The sequence below is a fragment of the Paraburkholderia youngii genome (genome assembly GCF_013366925.1).
In the GTDB taxonomy this organism is placed as follows: Bacteria; Pseudomonadota; Gammaproteobacteria; order Burkholderiales; family Burkholderiaceae; genus Paraburkholderia; species Paraburkholderia youngii.
Genome location: NZ_JAALDK010000001.1, coordinates 6,290,203 through 6,308,969 on the forward strand (window position 1 = coordinate 6,290,203; position 18,767 = coordinate 6,308,969).

Below are 18,767 nucleotides of genomic sequence, written 5' to 3' on the forward strand. Positions count from 1 at the left end.
AGCGTTTACGGCCGTTCAACGCCACTTGCCTCGCGTGTCGCCTGGGCAATCTCCGCGGCGAGACATTCCGGGCACAAGCAGCGGCCCCCCGGCTTCAGCCGCTCTGCCGGCAGCGGCGGCAAAGCACGACACCAGCACGGAGATGATGTCTCGCCCTGCATGCCGCAGTCGAAGGCATTGCCGCAGCGCGGACAGCGCGCGCTGCTCCCGGAACGGGTAGAAGACGGTTTCATTGCGGATGGGCGCGAAAGGTCGGGGGCATCGGTCAGATCATGATGCCATGACTGATACGCCTAGGTGCAGCCGTCCGTTCGGCCAATGCACGGCCGTCACGCAAGTGCGTTACGCTTGCTGTTTGCCCGCCCCCGTGGCCGTCATGGTGCAATCCGCCAAGCCTGCACCGACCGTCGCTCGCGCCGCTGCCGAAAACCCTGTTGCAGCGCGCCAGTCCTGTACAATTCGCGCTGTTTTAACTGTTCCGTGCCCGAGCCTGCCGCCATGTCCGAGCTTCCCGACCTCTCGCAGATTGCGCCCACCCTGAAAGCCGAAATTCTGGCCGAGGCGCTGCCTTACATCCGCCAGTATCACGGCAAGACCGTGGTCATCAAATACGGCGGCAACGCCATGACCGAAGAGCGTCTGAAGCAGGGTTTCGCGCGCGACGTGATTCTGCTCAAGCTGGTTGGCATCAACCCGGTCATCGTGCACGGCGGTGGTCCGCAAATCGACCTGGCGCTTAAGAAAATCGGTAAACAGGGCACGTTCATCCAGGGCATGCGCGTCACCGACGAAGAGACGATGGAAGTCGTCGAATGGGTGCTCGGCGGCGAGGTGCAGCAGGACATCGTGATGCTGATCAACCACTTCGGCGGCCACGCGGTCGGCCTGACCGGCAAGGACGGCGGCCTGATCCACGCGCGCAAGATGCTGATGCCGGATCGAGAAAAGCCGGGCCAGTACGTCGACATCGGCCAGGTCGGCGAAGTGGAAGCGATCAACCCGGCGGTCGTGAAGGCACTGCAGGACGACGCGTTCATTCCGGTAATCTCGCCGATCGGCTTCGGCGAAGACGGTCTGTCGTACAACATCAACGCGGACCTCGTCGCGGGCAAACTGGCGGTCGTGCTGAACGCCGAAAAGCTCGTGATGATGACCAACATCCCCGGCGTGATGGACAAGGAAGGCAATCTGCTGACCGACCTGTCGGCGCGCGAAATCGACGGCCTGTTCGAAGACGGCACGATCTCCGGCGGCATGCTGCCGAAAATCTCGTCCGCGCTCGATGCGGCGAAGAGCGGCGTGCGCTCGGTGCACATCATCGACGGCCGCATCGAACACTCGGTGCTGTTGGAAATCCTGACCGAACAGCCATTCGGCACGATGATCCGCTCGCATTGAGCGTTGCGGCATCCCCGGCACAGGGGTTGCGCCTGAGCGGCGCGACGCCTGTGCCGCACCTCGCGGCCGGCAGCCTATGCGCGCCCCCGAGCGTCGATGCGGCAATCTCTCCGCATCCGCATTCGCAGCATGAAACGCCCGTCAGCGGCTGAAGACCTCCACCATGCGCACCCCCATTTCGCGGCGCCGCCGTCCTGACATCGCGAGCGGCAAGCCAGTCTGGCTGTTCGATCTCGATAACACGCTGCATCGCGCGTCGCATGCCATTTTTCCCGCGATCAATCGCGGCATGACCCAGTACATCATCGACGCGCTGCAAGTCGACATCGACGAAGCCAACCGTCTGCGCACCGGCTACACGCTGCGCTACGGCGCGGCACTGCTCGGGCTCACGCGCCACCATCCGCTCGACGCGCACGACTTCCTGAAGGTCGTGCACACGTTCCCCGACCTCGGCTCGATGATCCGCCACGAGCGCGGCGTCGCGCGGCTGGTCGCGGCACTGCCGGGCCGCAAGATCGTGCTGACCAATGCGCCCGAATGCTACGCGCGCGCGGTGCTCGCCGAGTTGCGCATCGAGCGGCTGTTCGAGCGCGTGATCGCGATCGAGCACATGCGCGATCGCCGCCAATGGCGCGCGAAGCCCGATCACGCAATGCTGCGCCGCGCGATGCGCGACGCGCACGTGTCGCTGAAAGACGCGATCCTCGTCGAGGACACGCGCTCGCACCTGAAGAACTATCGGCGGCTCGGCATCCGCACCGTGTGGATCACCGGGCACCTGCCGCGCAAGCCGCACGCGGACGGCGTACCGATGCGACTGCCGGGCACCGGCCGGCCGCATTATGTCGACCGCAGCATTCGTTCGCTAAAATCGCTACGACTGGGCACGCGCGCGGTTCGATGGAAGGGACGCAAGCCGGGACAGTAGGGACGAAAGCCGCCAACGACATCAGGCGGGGGACGACAGCCATGCAGCCGATCGACAAGCCTGACGAAGCCTCAGCGGCATCCTCCGCCGCGACACGCGCAACGCGTCCGAAGCCGGGCGAGCGTCGCGTGCACATCCTGCAGACGCTCGCCAGCATGCTAGAGGCGCCGAAAAGCGAAAAGGTCACCACGGCCGCGCTCGCCGCCCGGCTCGGTGTGTCGGAAGCCGCGCTGTATCGTCATTTCGCCAGCAAGGCGCAGATGTTCGAAGGGCTGATTGAGTTCATCGAGCAGACGCTGTTCGGCCTCATCAACCAGATCACCGGTCACGAAAGCAACGGCGTGCTGCAGGCGCGCTCGATCGCGCTGATGCTGCTCAACTTCCCCGCGAAAAATCCCGGCATGACGCGGGTGCTGACCTGCGAGGCGCTGGTCGGCGAGCACGAACGGCTGACCGAGCGCGTGAACCAGATGCTCGAGCGGGTCGAGGCATCGCTGAAGCAGTGCTTGCGGCTCGCGCAGACCGAAGCGCTTGCCCGTGCTGATAACCACGCCACGGACACCGCCGACCCGCAGACCGCGCCGCAATCCACCGCACTGCCCGCCGGCTACGATCCCGCGATTCGCGCGAGCCTGCTGGTGAGCTACGTGATCGGCCGCTGGCATCGCTATGTGCGCAGCGGTTTCGCGCGGCCGCCCGCCGAACACGCGGACGAGCAACTGCTGCTGATTCTTCAGTAGTCCGCGAGGACTCGCTCCCTTCGCGCGGCACCGTCCGCGCCGCTGCCGCGTGGAATTTTCCGCTATACTTTGCGCCTGACGCCGCCGCGGTCCCACGATGCATAACAGACCGCGCCCAGGCATCCCGAACACGTTGCACCCGGTTTCACCCCCTTTCACGCGCCGATTTGCTGACTCGATTGCGGGCGCGCGAACCTTGGGCTTCAGGCCCGCGGTTCACTATAAATGCGGCTAAAGAGGTCGTCAGCTGCGCACACCGCCCTTCTCCTCGTGCTTCGCCGACGCCGTTTAGCCGCCCTGTTGACTCAATGGCGGAATGAATGGACTCCATCGGCATCGTCGCTCCCCAAAAAATGCATTTCACCGAGCCGCTGCGATTGCGCAACGGCAGCTCGCTCGCGGGCTACGACCTGATGGTCGAGACCTACGGCACGCTCAATGCCGCGCGCAGCAATGCGGTGCTCGTGTGTCACGCGCTGAACGCATCGCATCACGTGGCGGGCGTGTACGCCGACAATCCGAAGGACATCGGCTGGTGGGACAACATGGTCGGCCCGGGCAAGCCGCTCGATACCGACAAATTTTTCGTGATCGGCGTGAACAACCTCGGCTCGTGCTTCGGCTCGACCGGGCCGATGAGCATCGACCCGGCCACCAGTAAGCCGTATGGCGCGACGTTTCCGGTCGTCACCGTCGAAGACTGGGTCAACGCCCAGGCGCGCGTCGCCGACGCGTTCGGCATCACGCGCTTCGCCGCCGTGATGGGCGGCAGCCTCGGCGGCATGCAGGCGCTCGCGTGGAGCATGATGTATCCGGAGCGAATCGCGCATTGCATCGTGATCGCATCGACGCCGAAGCTGTCCGCGCAGAACATCGCGTTCAACGAGGTCGCGCGCTCCGCGATTCTGTCGGACCCCGACTTCCACGGCGGCAACTACTACGCGCACGGCGTGAAGCCGAAGCGCGGCCTGCGCGTCGCGCGCATGATCGGCCACATCACGTATCTGTCGGACGACGACATGGCCGAGAAATTCGGCCGCTCGCTGCGCCGCGCGGAAGGCGCGCTCGATGACTACAACTTCAGCTTCGACGTCGAGTTCGAAGTGGAATCGTATCTGCGCTATCAGGGCGACAAGTTCGCCGACTACTTCGACGCCAACACCTACCTGCTGATCACGCGCGCGCTCGACTACTTCGATCCGGCCAAGGCCTTCGACGGCGATCTGACCGCCGCGCTCGCGCACACCACCGCGAAGTATCTGATCGCGAGCTTCTCGACCGACTGGCGTTTCGCGCCGGCTCGCTCGCGCGAACTGGTGAAGGCGCTGCTCGATCACAAGCGCACGGTCACCTACGCGGAGATCGACGCGCCGCACGGCCACGACGCCTTCCTGCTCGACGACGCGCGTTATCACAACCTGCTGCGCGCCTACTACGAACGCATTGCAAACGAGGTCAACGCATGAACCAGCGAGCACTTGATTACCTGGCATCGCGCCCGGACTTCCGCGCGATCGCCCGCTGGGTCGAACCGCGCGCGACCGTGCTCGATCTCGGCTGCGGCGACGGCTCGCTGCTGTCGCTGCTGAACGAGGAACTGGAGGTGCAGGGCTACGGCATCGAGATCAACGACGCCGGCGTGCTCGCCGCGACGCAGAACGGCGTCAACGTGATCCAGCAGAATCTCGAAGACGGCCTGCGCCTGTTCGAAGACGGCAGCTTCGATTTCGCGGTGCTGTCGCAGACGCTGCAGACCATTCATCAGACCGCTGCGATCCTGCGCGAGACGGTGCGGGTCGGCAAGCAATGCATCGTGTCGTTTCCGAATTTCGGCTATTGGGCGCATCGGCTGTCGGTGCTGCAAGGGCGCATGCCGGTGTCGAAGTCGCTGCCTTATCAATGGCACAACACGCCGAACGTGCGCGTGCTGACGATCAAGGACTTCGAAGCGCTCGCGCCCGAAGTCGGCATCGAAATTCTCGATCGTGTCGTGCTGCACGACGGACAGGTGGTGCGGTGGGGCGTGAACTGGCGTGGTAGTCTTGCGGTCTATCGCGTCAAGAAAAGCTAACCTCAGTTATCCACATGTCGAACCCGCCGCACGAGGCGCCCGCACTTACCGCTCACGAAGAACATCCCGGCTGGCGCGCGTTTTTGAATACGCGCATGCTGATTTGCGTCTTTCTCGGCTTCACGTCGGGATTGCCGCTGTTTACGCTCGTCTACCTCGTGCAGGCGTGGCTGCGCTCGGAAGGCGTCAATCTGAAGGAAATCGGCCTGTTCGCGCTGATCCAGTTTCCGTACACCTGGAAATTCGTCTGGGCGCCGCTGATGGACCGCTACGTGCCGCGCGTGCCCGGCTGGCGGCCCGGCCGACGGCGCGGCTGGATGCTCGTCACACAATTGCTCGTGGCCGGCGCGATGGCGACACTCGGTTTCGTGTCGCCGCGCGAAGCGATCTGGAGCGTCGCCGCGCTGACCGCGCTGGTCGCGTTCTTCGGCGCGAGTTCCGACATCGTGATCGACGCGTACCGGCGTGAATTGCTCAGCGACACGCAGCAGGGCCTCGGCAACGCGGTGCACGTGAACGCGTACAAGATAGCGGCGCTCGTGCCCGGTTCGCTGGCGTTGATTTTGTCCGATCATCTGCCGTGGAGCACCGTGTTCATCGTGACGGCTGCGTTCATGCTGCCTGGCGTTCTGATGACGCTGGTCGTGCGCGAGCCCGAGGTGCATGGCCAGCCGCCGAAGAATCTGCGCGAGGCGATCGTCGAGCCGTTCAGGGAATTCATTCAGCGCGACGGCTGGCGCGGTGCCCTCTTCGTGCTCGGCTTCATCTTTCTCTACAAGCTCGGCGATACGATGGCGACCACGCTGTCCACATCGTTCTTCCTCGACATCGGCTTTTCGCGCACGCAGATCGGCGTGATCGCGAAGACCACGGCATTCGGCGCGAGTCTCGCGGGCGGCATCATCGGCGGCATCTGGCTGATGAGGATCGGCATCGGCCGTGGCTTGTGGATCTTCGGTTTGCTGCAGATGGTGTCGACGCTCGGCTTCGCGTGGCTCGCGCATCTCGGCCCGGATTCACCCGGACTTGCCGCGATTTACAACATCGCCGTCGCGCTGAGCCAGGGCACGACGAAGCTGCTGTCGTTGGTCGGCATCGACTGGAGCGTGCAGCTCGATCCGCGCTCGGTCGCGCTCGCGCTCGTGTACGGCTTCGAGACCTTCGCCACCGGTCTGACGATGGCCGCGTTCACCGCATACATCGCGAGCACCACCGATCCGCGCTACACCGCGACGCAGTTCGCATTGTTCACGAGCCTCGCGTCGGTGCCGCGCACGCTCGCGTCGGCGGCGAGCGGCTTTGTGGTCGCGCGGATCGGCTGGTTCGACTATTTCATCCTCTGTACCGCGCTCGCGGTGCCGGGCATGCTGCTGCTGGTGCGCATCGCGCCGTGGAGGGACCGGTCGTGAAGGTACCGTTTCCGACCCGCGCGCGCCGCACCGCACTCAGCGCCGCAGGCGTGCTCGGCTGCGCGAGCGTCGCGCTGGCGATGCCGATGGGCGCCTATGCGGCCGGCACACCAGCGACTGGCGCCAGCCCGGTGAGCGGCGCGCAAGCGCCCGCGCCGGCTGCCGCCGCCGCGACCACGAGCGGTGCGACAGCCAACCCGGCCCCGACGCCTGCGGCCAAGTCCGCGCCAAGCGGCGCCAGCGCCGAAAACGCGACCTCGGCTGCGGCCGGCAACAACAGCGGCGCCGGCGGCGCCAACCTTGGGGCGAATAACAGCACCGGCGCCAACGCCAACGCCAACGCCGGTGCCGCGGGCGCGTCCGGCGCTAGCGGCAACGCTTCGAGCGCTGGCGCGCCGGCCCCCGCGGCCGTCCCGCCGCCCTACTACGTGAGCCCCCAACTGCGCTATGGCGGCTACATGGTGTTCCGCAACCTGATCCCGTCGTCGATGCTCGAGGCGCAGGCCGCCGAGGAGTTCAGCCAGATCGTCTACGGCGCCAGCCACGCGAACCGCCTGTACGGCGACACGGACGCGCGCGTGACACGCGTGCGCTCGATCATCGACCGGATGATTCCGTACTCGCTGAAATGGAACGAGCGAGCCAAGGGCTGGAAGTGGGAAGTCGCGGTGGTGCGCTCGAACGACATCCGCATGTACTGCCTGCCGGGCGGCAAGATCGTCGTCTACAGCGGGATACTCGATCGCGTGCGCCTGAACGACAACGAGGTCGGCATGCTAATCGGCCACGAGATCGCGCACGCGTTGCGCGAGCACGCGCGCATGCGGCTCGGTCAGTTGCAGGCGAGCCAGCTCGATTCGTCCGGCACGATCCCGCAACTGTTCGGACTCGCCGACCTGGGCATGGCGCCGTTAGGCATCGGTTCGCGTCTGCTGGAAATGAAGTACGAAAGCACCGACGAAACCGAAGCCGACGTGATCGGCAGCGATATCGCGTCGCGCGCCGGCTTCGATCCGCGCGCGGCGGTCACGCTGTGGGACAAGCTCGCGCAAGCGACGCGCGGCAATCGCGAGCAGGGCTTCATCTACGTGCACCCGTACACACCGGCGCGCCGCGACGACATCGTCAAGCGGCTGCCGGACATGCTGTCGCTGTATGCGAAGGCAATCGGCAAGAGCGTCGACGAGTTGCCCGATTACGCGGGCATCGGCCGGCCGACCCGCAAGACGGCGCGCGACTGACACCCCGCTTCTACCGACTGCTGGCGGGCCACGGCACTCCACGCGCCGCGGCTGGTGGGCTTACTTGTTGACCTTGTGGTCGTAGTCGACGGTCAGCGGCGCATGGTCGCTGAACTTGATGTCGCGGAACACGTCGGTGCGCTTCGCCTTGCTTGCGATGCCCGGCGTCGCGATCTGGTAATCGATCCGCCACCCGACGTTCTTCGCATACGCCTGACCGCGATTGCTCCACCACGTGTACTGCTCGGGCCGCTGGTCGAGCGTGCGGAACACGTCCACATAGCCGACTTCGTCGAACAGTTTGTCGAGCCACGCGCGCTCTTCGGGCAGGCAGCCCGAATTCTTCTGGTTGCTCTTCCAGTTCTTGATGTCGATTTCCTTGTGCACGATGTTCACGTCGCCGCATACGATCACCTCGCGTTCCTTCGCCAGCTCGGCGAGATGCGGCATGAATTCGTCCATGAAACGGAATTTGGCCTGCTGGCGCTCGTCTCCGCTCGACCCCGACGGCACATACACCGAGACCACCGACAGCTTGCCGAAACGCAGCTCGACATAGCGCCCTTCCGGGTCGAACTCCTCGCTGCCGAAGCCGATCACCACTTCGTCCGGCTCATGACGCGTATAGACGCCCGCGCCGCTGTACCCCTTCTTCACCGCGTGCTGAAAATAGCCGGTGAAATCGTGCGGCGCCATGAACTCCGGCGTCATATCGTCCTGCGAGCATTTGATTTCCTGCACGCACAGCACGTCGGCGCCCTGTTCGCCGAACCATTCGAAAAAGCCCTTCTTCGCCGCCGAGCGGATGCCATTGAGGTTGGCGGTAATCACACGCAACATGTCATTCCTCTTTTGTTCGATTCGTTTCTGAAGCCAAAGGGCGAGGCCGCGTTCACTCGACCTTGACGCCCTTCAGCGCTTCCTTGGCTGGCGGATATTCGAGCTTCAGCGCATTGAGCGTGCGCAGAAGCAGTTGGGCGACCATCACGTTGCGATGCGTCTTCGAGTCGGCCGGAATCACGTACCACGGCGCGTATTCGGTCGACGTCGCGGCCAGCGCGTCGCGATACGCGGACTGATATGCGTCCCACTGCTTGCGCGCTTCGAGATCCGACACGTCGAATTTCCAGTGCTTCAGCGGATCGTCGATGCGCTCCTGCAAACGCACTCGCTGCTCGTCCTTCGAAATATGCAGCATGCACTTGACGATCGTCGCGCCGCTGTGGGCGAGCAACTGCTCGAACTGACGGATGTGGCAGCAGCGCTGCTGGAACTCGTCCGCGTCGAGTTCGCCCTGCACGGTCGGCACGAGCAGGTCTTCGTAGTGACTGCGATTGAAGATCGTCAGCTCGCCGGCCGCGGGTGCCTGCGAATGCACGCGCCACAGGAAGTCGTGCGCGAGTTCGACGGGCGTCGGCGCCTTGAACGGCACGATGCGCAAGCCGAGCGGGTCGACTTCATGAAATACCGCGCGGATCGTGCCGTCCTTGCCGCTCGTGTCCATGCCTTGCAGCACCAGCAGAACGCGACGCTTGCGCTGCGCGTGCAGCCGCTCCTGCAGGTTGTCGAGCAGCAGGCCCACTTCCGACAGACGCGCGCGGTCCGCGTCTTTCGAGCCGCTCGAAAACGGCTTCGCCTTCGGATCGTAATGGTCGAGCGAGAAGTGGTTCTTCTTCTTGCCGTCGTCGAAGTACGGCACGCGGAAATCGTCGAGATCGGGATGATTTGTCATGCACACACTCCGTGGTCTACGCTTAACCGGCTGAAGCGGGTCCGCAAAATAAAACGGGCCGTTGCCCTGCTTCGATCCGGCAACGGCCCGTGGTGACACGGCCGTGATCACGCCCGGCCGCGGCACTTCAACTCAGGACAACTTTTTCTTGAGCAATTCATTGACCTGAGCAGGGTTGGCCTTACCCTTGGTTGCTTTCATCGCCTGGCCGATCAGCGCGTTGAACGCCTTTTCCTTGCCGGCGCGATATTCGTCGACCGACTTCTGGTTCGCGGCGAGCACTTCGTCGATGATCGCTTCGAGCGCGCCGGTGTCCGAGATCTGCTTCAGGCCCTTCGCCTCGATGATGCGATCAGCGGCGGCTTCGTCGGTGGCCTTCTCTTCCCAGATCGCGAGGAAGATTTCCTTCGCGATCTTGTTCGAGATCGTACCGTCGGCAATGCGTTGCAGAATCACCGCGAGCTGCGCGGCCGAGACCGGGCACGCGGCAATGTCGAGGCCTTCGCGATTGAGCTGCGACGACACTTCACCCATCACCCAGTTCGCCGCGACCTTCGCGTTGGCCGGACCGACTTTCGCGACCACCGCTTCGTAGTATGCGGCCGTCGCCTTGCTCGAGGTCAGCACGTTCGCGTCGTAGGGCGTGAGGCCGTACTGCGACACGAAGCGCCGCTGAATCGCTTCCGGCAGCTCAGGCATCTCGCTCTTCACGCGCTCGACCCATGCGGCGTCGATCACGAGCGGCATCAGGTCGGGGTCGGGGAAATAGCGGTAGTCATGCGCGTCTTCCTTGCTGCGCATCGAGCGCGTTTCGCGCTTGTCCGGATCGTACAGACGCGTTTCCTGCACCACCGTGCCGCCGTCTTCGATCAGCTCGATCTGGCGACGCACTTCGTACTGGATCGCTTCTTCGAGGAAGCGGAACGAGTTCAGGTTCTTGGTCTCGGTGCGGGTGCCGAATTCCTTCTGGCCGACCGGACGCACCGACACGTTCGCGTCGCAGCGGAAAGAGCCTTCCTGCATGTTGCCGTCGCAGATGCCGAGCCACACGACGAGCGTGTGCAGCGCCTTCGCGTAGGCAACGGCCTCGGCCGCGCTGCGCATTTCCGGCTCGGTGACGATTTCGAGCAGCGGCGTGCCGGCACGATTCAGGTCGATGCCGGTCATGCCCGCGAAGTCTTCGTGCAGCGACTTGCCCGCGTCTTCCTCGAGGTGGGCACGGGTCAGGTTGATGGTTTTCTCGTACGCTTGCGTGCCCGTCTTTTCATTGGCCGGCACCTGGATCGTCACCTGGCCGCCCTGCACGACGGGGATTTCGTACTGGCTGATCTGATAGCCCTTCGGCAGATCGGGGTAGAAGTAATTTTTGCGCGCGAAGATGCTGCGCGGCGCCACCGTTGCGCCGATCGCGAGGCCGAACTGAATCGCGCGTTCGACCGCGCCGCGGTTCATCACGGGCAGCGTGCCCGGCAACGCCAGATCGACGGGACTGGCCTGGGTGTTCGGCGCGGCGCCGAATTGCGTCGCGGTGCCCGAGAAGATTTTCGAATGCGTCGACAACTGCGTGTGGGTCTCCAGACCGATCACGACTTCCCATTGTTTGGTCATGGTGCTCACACTCCTGCCGGTGCCTGACGGTGCCAGTCGGTGGCGCGCTGGAACGCGTCGGCCACCTGAAGCATCCGGGCTTCATTGAAATAGTTGCCGATGATCTGCAGACCGACCGGGCGCTGCGCATTCGCGCCCGCGCCGAAACCGCACGGCACGCTCATGCCCGGCAGGCCGGCGAGGCTCACCGACAACGTGTAGATGTCGGCCAGATACATCTGCACCGGGTCGTCGCCCTTCGCGCCGATGTCCCATGCCACCGACGGCGCGACCGGTCCCATGATCACGTCGCACTGCTTGAACGCTTCCTGGAAGTCCTGCGCGATGATGCGGCGGATCTTCTGCGCCTGCAGGTAGTACGCGTCGTAGTAGCCGTGCGACAGCACGTAGGTGCCGACCAGAATGCGGCGCTTCACTTCGGGCCCGAAGCCTTCGGCGCGCGACTTCTTGTACATGTCGAGCAGATCGCGGTACTCGGCCGCGCGATGGCCGAAGCGCACGCCGTCGAAACGCGACAGGTTCGACGAGGCCTCGGCCGGCGCGATCACGTAGTAGACCGGGATCGACAGTTCGGTTTTCGGCAGAGACACCTCGACGAGCGTCGCGCCGAGCGCTTCGTACTGCTTCAACGCGGCGTCGATCGATCCGCGCACGTCGTCGGCGAGACCGGCGCCGAAGTACTCCTTCGGCAGGCCGATGCGCAGGCCGGCGAGCGGCTTGTCCGCGCCGCCGTCCCGCCACGACTTGCCGAGGTAGCGCGTGTAGTCCTCGTGCTCGTGCGAGAGGCTCGTCGAGTCGCGCTCGTCGAAGCCGGCCATCGCGTTGAGCAGCGTCGCGCAGTCCGCGGCGCTTTGCGCCATCGGGCCGCCCTGATCGAGCGACGACGCGAACGCGATCATGCCGTAGCGCGACACGCGGCCATACGTCGGCTTGATGCCGGTGATGCCCGAGAACGACGCCGGCTGGCGGATCGAGCCGCCGGTGTCGGTCCCGGTCGCGGCAGGCGCGAGACGCGCGGCCACGGCGGCCGCCGAGCCGCCCGACGATCCGCCCGGCACGGCCTTGCGGTCCCATGGATTCTGCACGGCCCCGAAGTACGAATTCTCGTTGGACGAGCCCATCGCGAACTCGTCCATGTTGGTTTTGCCCACGCACACCATGCCGGCGCTCTGCAGACGCGCGACCACGGTCGCGTCGAACGGACTTTCGTAGTTCGCGAGCATCTTCGAGCCGGCCGTGGAGCGCCAGCCCTTCGTGACGAACACGTCCTTGTGCGCGATCGGCAGGCCGACGAGCGGGCCGGCGTGGCCGGTGTGCAGCAGCGCGTCGGCGGCTTTCGCCTGCGCGAGCGTCAGTTCGGGATCGACCTGGATGAACGCGTTCAGGCTGTTGGCCGCGTCGATCCGCTTCAGGTACAGCTGCGCCAGTTCGACTGCGGAGCATTCCTTGGCCGCGAGCGCCGCGCGCAGTTCGGTCAAACTTTTTTCATGCATTGCGTTTTATCCTGGAAAGCGCGGCAGCGTGGTCACGCTGCCGTGGAGGCGTTCGGTTGCCCGTCGGCAGACGGCCCGGCACGGCTCGCGGCGAAGCCGCGCGCCTGCGCACGAAAGGCTCGTGCCGGCGCCGCGCCCGGGGTCTGCCCGACGGGTCTTATTCGATCACCTTCGGCACGAGGTACAGGCCGTCCTGAACGGCCGGCGCGGGGCGCTGGAAAGCCTCGCGCTCGACCGTCTCGCTGACGGCGTCGTCGCGCAGACGCAGCGCGACGTCTTCGATCTGCTCGATCGGGTGGGCAAGCGGGGCGATGCCGGTGGTATCGACCGCCTGCATCTGCTCGACGAGGCCGAAAAAATCATTGAGCTGGGCACGCGTGTGCTCGGCGTCGGAATCGGCCAGTTCGAGCCGCGCGAGATGCGCGATGCGTTTTACATCGGTCAGGGTCAGAGCCATGCAATCACCGGAAATGGTGGAATGTCACTATGGTTAAAAAGTCGCGCTTTAACAGCGGGTTACGACAAGATAGGACAATCTAAAAAAAGGAGCGGAAACGGCAAAATGTACGCTCCGTTTCCTTCAAAACATCCAAAATTATAAGGTATGATTACGCGTTCGACCCAAACCCGGACCGACTTACCAAGGCCTTACGGACAATTCAAAGAACGTCCGGCGTTTTCCGCCCTGGCTTTGCAACGGCCTCCGGTAGACTCCCCCGCGGCTTCAAGTTCATGTGGCGTCGCTACCGCCCGGTTGAAGCTGTTATTTATTCCGCTGCCGCCCTACGCATACGGTGCGAGGCCCGGCCCCCAGCGAGACAGGATTTTGAATGTTCGGTTTTTTGCGCAGCTACTTCTCCAACGATCTGGCCATTGACCTCGGCACCGCCAACACGCTTATCTACATGCGCGGCAAGGGCATCGTTCTCGACGAACCGTCGGTCGTGTCGATCCGCCAGGAAGGCGGCCCGAACGGCAAGAAGACCATTCAGGCAGTCGGCAAGGAAGCCAAGCAGATGCTCGGCAAGGTGCCGGGCAACATCGAGGCGATCCGCCCGATGAAAGACGGCGTGATCGCCGACTTCACCGTCACCGAGCAGATGATCAAGCAGTTCATCAAGACTGCTCACGAATCGCGCATGTTCTCGCCGTCGCCGCGCATCATCATCTGCGTGCCGTGCGGTTCGACCCAGGTCGAGCGCCGCGCGATCAAGGAAGCCGCGCATGGCGCGGGCGCCTCGCAGGTGTACCTGATCGAAGAGCCGATGGCCGCCGCGATCGGCGCGGGCCTGCCGGTGTCGGAAGCAACGGGTTCGATGGTCGTCGACATCGGCGGCGGCACGACCGAAGTCGGCGTGATCTCGCTCGGCGGCATCGTGTACAAGGGCTCGGTGCGCGTCGGCGGTGACAAATTCGACGAAGCGATCGTCAACTACATCCGCCGCAACTACGGCATGTTGATCGGCGAGCAGACCGCCGAAGCCATCAAGAAGGAAATCGGCTCCGCGTTCCCGGGCTCCGAAGTCAAGGAAATGGAAGTGAAGGGCCGCAATCTGTCGGAAGGCATTCCGCGCAGCTTCACGATCTCCAGCAACGAAATCCTCGAAGCGCTGACCGATCCGCTGAACCAGATCGTGTCGTCGGTGAAGATCGCACTGGAACAAACGCCGCCGGAACTCGGCGCGGACATCGCCGAGCGCGGCATGATGCTGACCGGCGGTGGCGCGCTGCTGCGCGATCTCGACCGACTGCTCGCCGAAGAAACCGGCCTGCCGGTGCTCGTCGCCGAAGATCCGCTGACTTGCGTCGTGCGCGGCTCGGGCATGGCGCTCGAGCGCATGGACAAGCTCGGCAGCATTTTCTCGTACGAGTAAGCGAGCCTTCCTCCCATGTCAGTAGCGCGGATCTGGCACACGGCCCCTTGCGGGCCGCTTTGTCGTTGGCTGGGCCGACCAGCCTCCGCGCGCTGAACGCGCTTGCCTAGCGCGCCGCCGTCTCACCCAACCGCTCACGCCCCCGGCGCCGACCATGGAATACAGTCCGCCGCCCCTGTTCAAGCAAGGCCCCTCCGCTCTCGCGCGACTGGTGTTCTTCGTCGTGCTGGCGCTCGCCCTGCTGATCTCCGACGCCCGCTTCCAGACGCTCGAAATCGTCCGCGGCGTGCTCGGCGCGGGTCTTTATCCGTTGCAGCGCGCGGCGCTCGTGCCGCGCGACATCTTCATGGGCGCCGCCGACCTCGCCGTGACGAGCGCCACGCTGCGCAACGAAAACGCGAAGCTGCGCGAGAAGGACCTGCAGCTGTCGCAGCAGGCCAACACGGCCGCGTCGCTCGCTGCCGAAAATAGTCATCTGCGCGCACTGATGCAACTGTCGCAGCAGCTGACCACGCAATCGCTTCCCGCCGAAATCCAGTACGACACGCGCGATCCGTTCACGCAGAAGGTCGTGATCGGACGCGGCGCGCAGCAAGGCATCCAGAACGGCTCGCCGGTCGTCGACGAGGACGGCGTGATCGGCCAGGTCACACGGGTGTTCCCGCTGCAGGCCGAAGTCACGCTGCTGACGGACAAGGACCAGGCGGTGCCGGTCGAAATTCTGCGCACCGGCTTGCGCAGCGTGATCTACGGCACGCCGAAGGGCGACACGCTCGATCTGCGCTTCGTGCCGATCAGCGCCGACGTGCAGACCGGCGACGAGCTCGTCACCAGCGGTCTCGACGGCGTGTATCCGCCGGGGCTGCCGGTCGCGAAGGTCGTGCGCGTCGACAGGCAGGCCGACACCGCGTTTGCCCGCGTGGTCAGTCTGCCGGTCGCGGCGGTGCGCGGCGCGCGTCAGGTGCTGGTGCTGCACGTCCAGAACACCGCGCCACCGCGCCCGGCCGACGAGCCCGACGCGGCGACCGTCGCGAAAGAAGCGAAAGCGAAGAAGGGCGCCAAAGCCGCGGAAGGCAAGGGCGCGGCGGACAAATCCGCCGCCAGGTCGGCGGACAAGAACGCCGCCGACAAAGCCCCCGCCGAAAAACCCGCAGCAAAATCCACGGAAAAGGCGCCGGCCAAAGCCGCCGCAGACAAGAAGTCCGAAAAGCCCGCAGCCGACCGAAAAGCCGACAAACCGGCCGCCGCGAAGAACGCGAAGCCGCAAGCCGAGCCGGGGGCTCAGCCATGAATCGCCCGCAATACATCCTGCAGCCGGTCAACCCGTACTTCATCGCGTTCAGCCTCGCCTCCGCGTTCCTGCTGAACCTGATGCCGTGGGGGCGTCTCGCCGGCGTGCCCGATTTCGTCGCGCTCGTGTTGCTGTTCTGGAATGTTCATCAGCCGCGCAAGGTCGGCATGGGGATCGCGTTTTTTCTCGGCCTGCTGATGGACGTGCACAACGCGAGCCTGCTCGGCGAGCACGCGCTCGCCTACACGCTGCTGTCGTACGGCGCGATCACGATTCACCGCCGCGTGCTGTGGATGTCGCTCGGCGTGCAAACCTTCGCGGTGATGCCGCTACTCGTCGTCGCGCAACTGGTGCCGTTCGTGATCCGGTTGTTGACCGGTGCGGCGTTTCCGGGCTGGAGTTATCTGATCGACGGTTTCGTCGAAGCCGCGCTGTGGCCGCTCGCGAGCATCTTGCTGCTGATGCCGCAGCGCCGCCCCGCCGACCCGGACGACACGCGCCCCATTTGAACCCGCATCGGGCCCACCGCCCGCGGCCAATTTGGGCGCACACTCTTGATGGCCGCATGCCGGCCTTTTGCAGAATCGCATGACCGAATTCAAGGACACTCAACAGCAGCTCACGAAATTCCGCCTGCGCGTCGCGGCGGCGGGCCTGTTCGTGTTCGTCTGCTTCGGGCTGATCGGCTTTCGCTTCCTGTTCCTGCAGGTCTGGCACTACAGCAAGTACTCGCTGCAGGCCGATGAAAACCGCATCTCCGTCGCGCCGATCGTGCCGAACCGCGGCATCATCACCGACCGCAACGGCGTCGTGCTCGCGAAGAACTACTCGGCCTACACGCTCGAAATCACACCGTCGAAGCTGAACGACACGCTCGATAACGTGGTCGACAACCTCGCCACGGTAGTCTCGATCGACGCGCGCGACCGCCGCCGCTTCAAGAAGCTGCAGGAAGACTCGAAGAACTTCGAAAGTCTGCCGATCCGCACGCGCCTGAGCGACGACGAAGTCGCGCGCTTCACCGCGCAGCGCTTCCGTTTCCCCGGCGTCGAAGTGCGCGCGCGGCTGTTCCGTCAGTACCCGCTCGGGCCGACCGCCGCGCACGTGATCGGCTACATCGGACGGATTTCGCAGCGCGACCAGGACCGTATCGACGACGCCAGCGATCAGAACGACAGCGATCCGGACCACTACGATCCGCGTCTGGACGCGAACAACTACAAGGGCACCGATTACATCGGCAAGATCGGGGTCGAGCAGAGCTACGAAACCGAGTTGCACGGTCAGACCGGCTTCGAGGAAGTCGAGGTGACGGCGGGCGGCCGCCCGGTGCGCACGCTGTCGCGCACCCAGGCGACGCCGGGCAACAACCTCGTGCTATCGCTCGACATCGGCCTTCAGCAGGTCGCCGAGCAGGCGTTCGCTGGACGTCGCGGCGCGCTCGTGGCGATCGAGCCGTCCACCGGCGACGTGCTCGCGTTCGTGTCGGCGCCGAGCTTCGACCCGAATTCATTCGTCGACGGCATCGACCAGCAGACCTGGGACGAGTTGAACAACTCGCCCGACCATCCGCTGCTGAACCGGCCGCTACACGGCACCTACCCACCAGGCTCGACCTACAAGCCGTTCATGGCGCTCGCCGCGCTGTCGCTGCACAAGCGCACGCCGAGCTGGGGCTTCCAGGACCCCGGCTACTACACGTTCGGCGGCCACACGTTCCGCAACGACGTGCGCTCGGGCCAGGGTTGGGTGGACATGAACCGTGCGATCGTCGTGTCGAACGACACGTACTTCTACATGCTCGCGCACGATCTCGGCGTCAACAACATCGCGAACTTCATGAAACCGTGGGGCTTCGGGCAGATCACCGGCATCGACATCGCCGGCGAAGCGAAGGGCATCCTGCCGTCGACCGACTGGAAGCGCCACGCGTACCGCAAACCCGAGCAGCAGAAGTGGTACGAAGGCGAGACGGTCAGCCTCGGCATCGGCCAGGGCTACAACTCGTTCACGATCCTGCAGCTCGCGCATGCCACCGCAACGCTCGCGAACAACGGCGTCGTGATGAAGCCGCACCTCGTGCGCGACATCGAGAATCCGATCACGAAGGACACGCGGCCGGTGGTGCGCGACCCGAGTGACAGGATCGCGGTCAAGCAGCAGGACATCGACTTCATCAAGCATGCGATGGAAGGCGTGGTCACGAACGGCACGGCGGCCAAGGTGTTCGCCGGCGCGGCGTACCAGGCGGCGGGCAAGACCGGTACCGCGCAGGTGTACTCGCTGCAAGGCGCGAACTACAAGGGTCACGCGATCGCTGAGAATTTGCGCGATCACGCGCTGTTCATCGCGTTCGCGCCCGTCGAGCAACCGAAGATCGCGCTCGCGCTGATCGTCGAAAACGGCGGCTGGGGCGCGGAGGCGGCCGGTCCGATCGCGCGCAGGGTGCTCGACTATTACCTGGTCGGCAAGAACAAGCCCGGCGTGGTCGAAGCAGCCGTCGCGGCAGCGGCATCTAACACCGCCGAAGCGTCCGCGCCACAGGTCGGTGAAACGCCGGCGCAGCATGAGGGCGCTCAGCCGCTCAGGATCGCGGCGGGCTTCAAGGCACTGCCGGTGCCGGGGGCGGCGGCTGCCGCGGCGGCCTCGGGTGCGTCGGCGGCTGTTGCGGCTTCGGGCGCGAACGGCGCGTCCGTGCCGGTGGCGGCATCGGCTGGCGCGGCGGCAACGGTGCCGGCCAGCGCACCGGCAGCGGCAGCGGCTTCGGCCAGTGCGGCGCGGGCGGCGTCGGCGGCCAGGCCGGCATCGGCTTCGGCCGCGGCAAAGAAATCCGCGTCGCGTACGTCCGACGCCCCGCACAAACCCCGTCCGGCCAGCGAGCCGGCGCCGAGCGTCGCGGCCCCATCGCGCGAGGACAGCGTCCAGGGCGCGTCACCGCGCCAGCCCGCCACCGGCGGTATCGACGAATAAGGAGAAAGG

The 18,767-nt window shown here is 65.1% G+C and carries 17 protein-coding genes; 11 read left to right on the top strand and 6 right to left on the bottom strand.

Annotated features, from left to right (window positions below):
* Positions 1 to 5 precede the first annotated feature (5 nt).
* Positions 6 to 233 (bottom strand): cysteine-rich CWC family protein, encoded by a 228-nt coding sequence (locus G5S42_RS28655; protein ID WP_176109814.1) that lies wholly within the window; start codon positions 231 to 233, stop codon positions 6 to 8.
* Positions 234 to 498: 265 nt separating this feature from the next.
* Between G5S42_RS28655 and argB the strand changes: the two genes are divergently transcribed.
* The 7 genes from argB (at position 499) to G5S42_RS44480 (ending at position 7,790) form a co-directional block, all read left to right on the top strand.
* Positions 499 to 1,398, top strand: a complete 900-nt coding sequence (gene argB, locus G5S42_RS28660) for an acetylglutamate kinase (protein WP_176109815.1) — start codon at positions 499 to 501, stop codon at positions 1,396 to 1,398.
* A 163-nt stretch (positions 1,399 to 1,561) separates the two neighbouring features.
* A complete protein-coding gene (locus G5S42_RS28665; RefSeq protein ID WP_176109816.1) occupies positions 1,562 to 2,329 on the top strand; it encodes an HAD-IA family hydrolase in 768 nt (255 codons plus the stop codon).
* Between the two features lie 41 nt (positions 2,330 to 2,370).
* The gene (gene slmA / locus G5S42_RS28670) at positions 2,371 to 3,069 is read left to right on the top strand and encodes a nucleoid occlusion factor SlmA (RefSeq protein WP_176109817.1); all 699 of its coding nucleotides are present in this window, start codon (positions 2,371 to 2,373) and stop codon (positions 3,067 to 3,069) included.
* Between the two features lie 320 nt (positions 3,070 to 3,389).
* On the top strand, positions 3,390 to 4,535 hold the full coding sequence (metX, locus tag G5S42_RS28675) for a homoserine O-succinyltransferase MetX (protein WP_176109818.1): 1,146 nt from the start codon (positions 3,390 to 3,392) through the stop codon (positions 4,533 to 4,535).
* Entirely contained in the window at positions 4,532 to 5,140 is a 609-nt protein-coding gene (gene metW / locus G5S42_RS28680; RefSeq protein ID WP_013088070.1) for a methionine biosynthesis protein MetW, read from the top strand. Before metX ends, metW begins: the two co-directional genes overlap by 4 nt.
* Positions 5,141 to 5,154: 14 nt before the next feature.
* Complete coding sequence (locus G5S42_RS28685) at positions 5,155 to 6,549, top strand: AmpG family muropeptide MFS transporter (RefSeq protein WP_176109819.1); 1,395 nt, start codon at positions 5,155 to 5,157, stop codon at positions 6,547 to 6,549.
* Positions 6,531 to 7,790 (top strand): M48 family metallopeptidase, encoded by a 1,260-nt coding sequence (locus tag G5S42_RS44480; RefSeq protein WP_176109820.1) that lies wholly within the window; start codon positions 6,531 to 6,533, stop codon positions 7,788 to 7,790. The genes G5S42_RS28685 and G5S42_RS44480 overlap by 19 nt, the downstream gene beginning before the upstream one ends.
* 60 nt (positions 7,791 to 7,850) lie before the next feature.
* Here the strand turns inward: G5S42_RS44480 and G5S42_RS28695 are convergent, their stop codons facing one another.
* The 5 genes from G5S42_RS28695 to gatC all read right to left on the bottom strand — a co-directional run bounded on the left by G5S42_RS28695 (position 7,851) and on the right by gatC (position 13,080).
* Positions 7,851 to 8,630 (bottom strand): exodeoxyribonuclease III, encoded by a 780-nt coding sequence (locus G5S42_RS28695; protein ID WP_176109821.1) that lies wholly within the window; start codon positions 8,628 to 8,630, stop codon positions 7,851 to 7,853.
* Between the two features lie 52 nt (positions 8,631 to 8,682).
* Positions 8,683 to 9,522 carry a PPK2 family polyphosphate kinase gene (locus tag G5S42_RS28700; RefSeq protein WP_176109822.1) on the bottom strand — a complete coding sequence of 280 codons (840 nt, stop codon included), beginning with the start codon at positions 9,520 to 9,522 and terminating at the stop codon, positions 8,683 to 8,685.
* Between the two features lie 132 nt (positions 9,523 to 9,654).
* On the bottom strand, positions 9,655 to 11,130 hold the full coding sequence (gatB, locus tag G5S42_RS28705) for an Asp-tRNA(Asn)/Glu-tRNA(Gln) amidotransferase subunit GatB (protein WP_176109823.1): 1,476 nt from the start codon (positions 11,128 to 11,130) through the stop codon (positions 9,655 to 9,657).
* A gap of 5 nt (positions 11,131 to 11,135) precedes the next feature.
* The gene (gene gatA, locus G5S42_RS28710) at positions 11,136 to 12,623 is read right to left on the bottom strand and encodes an Asp-tRNA(Asn)/Glu-tRNA(Gln) amidotransferase subunit GatA (protein WP_176109824.1); all 1,488 of its coding nucleotides are present in this window, start codon (positions 12,621 to 12,623) and stop codon (positions 11,136 to 11,138) included.
* Between the two features lie 157 nt (positions 12,624 to 12,780).
* Positions 12,781 to 13,080 (bottom strand): Asp-tRNA(Asn)/Glu-tRNA(Gln) amidotransferase subunit GatC, encoded by a 300-nt coding sequence (gene gatC, locus G5S42_RS28715; RefSeq protein WP_176109825.1) that lies wholly within the window; start codon positions 13,078 to 13,080, stop codon positions 12,781 to 12,783.
* Positions 13,081 to 13,453: 373 nt separating this feature from the next.
* On the opposite strand from gatC, the gene G5S42_RS28720 reads away from it, so the two are divergent.
* The 4 genes from G5S42_RS28720 to mrdA all read left to right on the top strand — a co-directional run bounded on the left by G5S42_RS28720 (position 13,454) and on the right by mrdA (position 18,758).
* The gene (locus G5S42_RS28720; RefSeq protein ID WP_004189550.1) at positions 13,454 to 14,497 is read left to right on the top strand and encodes a rod shape-determining protein; all 1,044 of its coding nucleotides are present in this window, start codon (positions 13,454 to 13,456) and stop codon (positions 14,495 to 14,497) included.
* A gap of 154 nt (positions 14,498 to 14,651) precedes the next feature.
* Positions 14,652 to 15,788, top strand: a complete 1,137-nt coding sequence (gene mreC, locus G5S42_RS28725) for a rod shape-determining protein MreC (RefSeq protein ID WP_176109826.1) — start codon at positions 14,652 to 14,654, stop codon at positions 15,786 to 15,788.
* Positions 15,785 to 16,297 (top strand): rod shape-determining protein MreD, encoded by a 513-nt coding sequence (mreD, locus tag G5S42_RS28730; RefSeq protein WP_176109827.1) that lies wholly within the window; start codon positions 15,785 to 15,787, stop codon positions 16,295 to 16,297. The genes mreC and mreD overlap by 4 nt, the downstream gene beginning before the upstream one ends.
* A 79-nt stretch (positions 16,298 to 16,376) precedes the next feature.
* Complete coding sequence (gene mrdA / locus G5S42_RS28735) at positions 16,377 to 18,758, top strand: penicillin-binding protein 2 (RefSeq protein WP_176109828.1); 2,382 nt, start codon at positions 16,377 to 16,379, stop codon at positions 18,756 to 18,758.
* Positions 18,759 to 18,767 lie beyond the last annotated feature (9 nt).

Coding starts and splice junctions, on each gene's coding strand:
- G5S42_RS28665 (WP_176109816.1), top strand. CDS start 1,562: ATGCGCACCCCCATTTCGCGGCGCCGCCGTCCTGACATCGCGAGCGGC.
- gatA (WP_176109824.1), bottom strand. CDS start 12,623: ATGCATGAAAAAAGTTTGACCGAACTGCGCGCGGCGCTCGCGGCCAAG.
- gatC (WP_176109825.1), bottom strand. CDS start 13,080: ATGGCTCTGACCCTGACCGATGTAAAACGCATCGCGCATCTCGCGCGG.
- G5S42_RS28700 (WP_176109822.1), bottom strand. CDS start 9,522: ATGACAAATCATCCCGATCTCGACGATTTCCGCGTGCCGTACTTCGAC.
- mrdA (WP_176109828.1), top strand. CDS start 16,377: ATGACCGAATTCAAGGACACTCAACAGCAGCTCACGAAATTCCGCCTG.
- argB (WP_176109815.1), top strand. CDS start 499: ATGTCCGAGCTTCCCGACCTCTCGCAGATTGCGCCCACCCTGAAAGCC.
- mreC (WP_176109826.1), top strand. CDS start 14,652: ATGGAATACAGTCCGCCGCCCCTGTTCAAGCAAGGCCCCTCCGCTCTC.
- slmA (WP_176109817.1), top strand. CDS start 2,371: ATGCAGCCGATCGACAAGCCTGACGAAGCCTCAGCGGCATCCTCCGCC.
- metX (WP_176109818.1), top strand. CDS start 3,390: ATGGACTCCATCGGCATCGTCGCTCCCCAAAAAATGCATTTCACCGAG.
- G5S42_RS28720 (WP_004189550.1), top strand. CDS start 13,454: ATGTTCGGTTTTTTGCGCAGCTACTTCTCCAACGATCTGGCCATTGAC.
- G5S42_RS28655 (WP_176109814.1), bottom strand. CDS start 233: ATGAAACCGTCTTCTACCCGTTCCGGGAGCAGCGCGCGCTGTCCGCGC.
- G5S42_RS28685 (WP_176109819.1), top strand. CDS start 5,155: ATGTCGAACCCGCCGCACGAGGCGCCCGCACTTACCGCTCACGAAGAA.
- gatB (WP_176109823.1), bottom strand. CDS start 11,130: ATGACCAAACAATGGGAAGTCGTGATCGGTCTGGAGACCCACACGCAG.
- metW (WP_013088070.1), top strand. CDS start 4,532: ATGAACCAGCGAGCACTTGATTACCTGGCATCGCGCCCGGACTTCCGC.
- mreD (WP_176109827.1), top strand. CDS start 15,785: ATGAATCGCCCGCAATACATCCTGCAGCCGGTCAACCCGTACTTCATC.
- G5S42_RS28695 (WP_176109821.1), bottom strand. CDS start 8,630: ATGTTGCGTGTGATTACCGCCAACCTCAATGGCATCCGCTCGGCGGCG.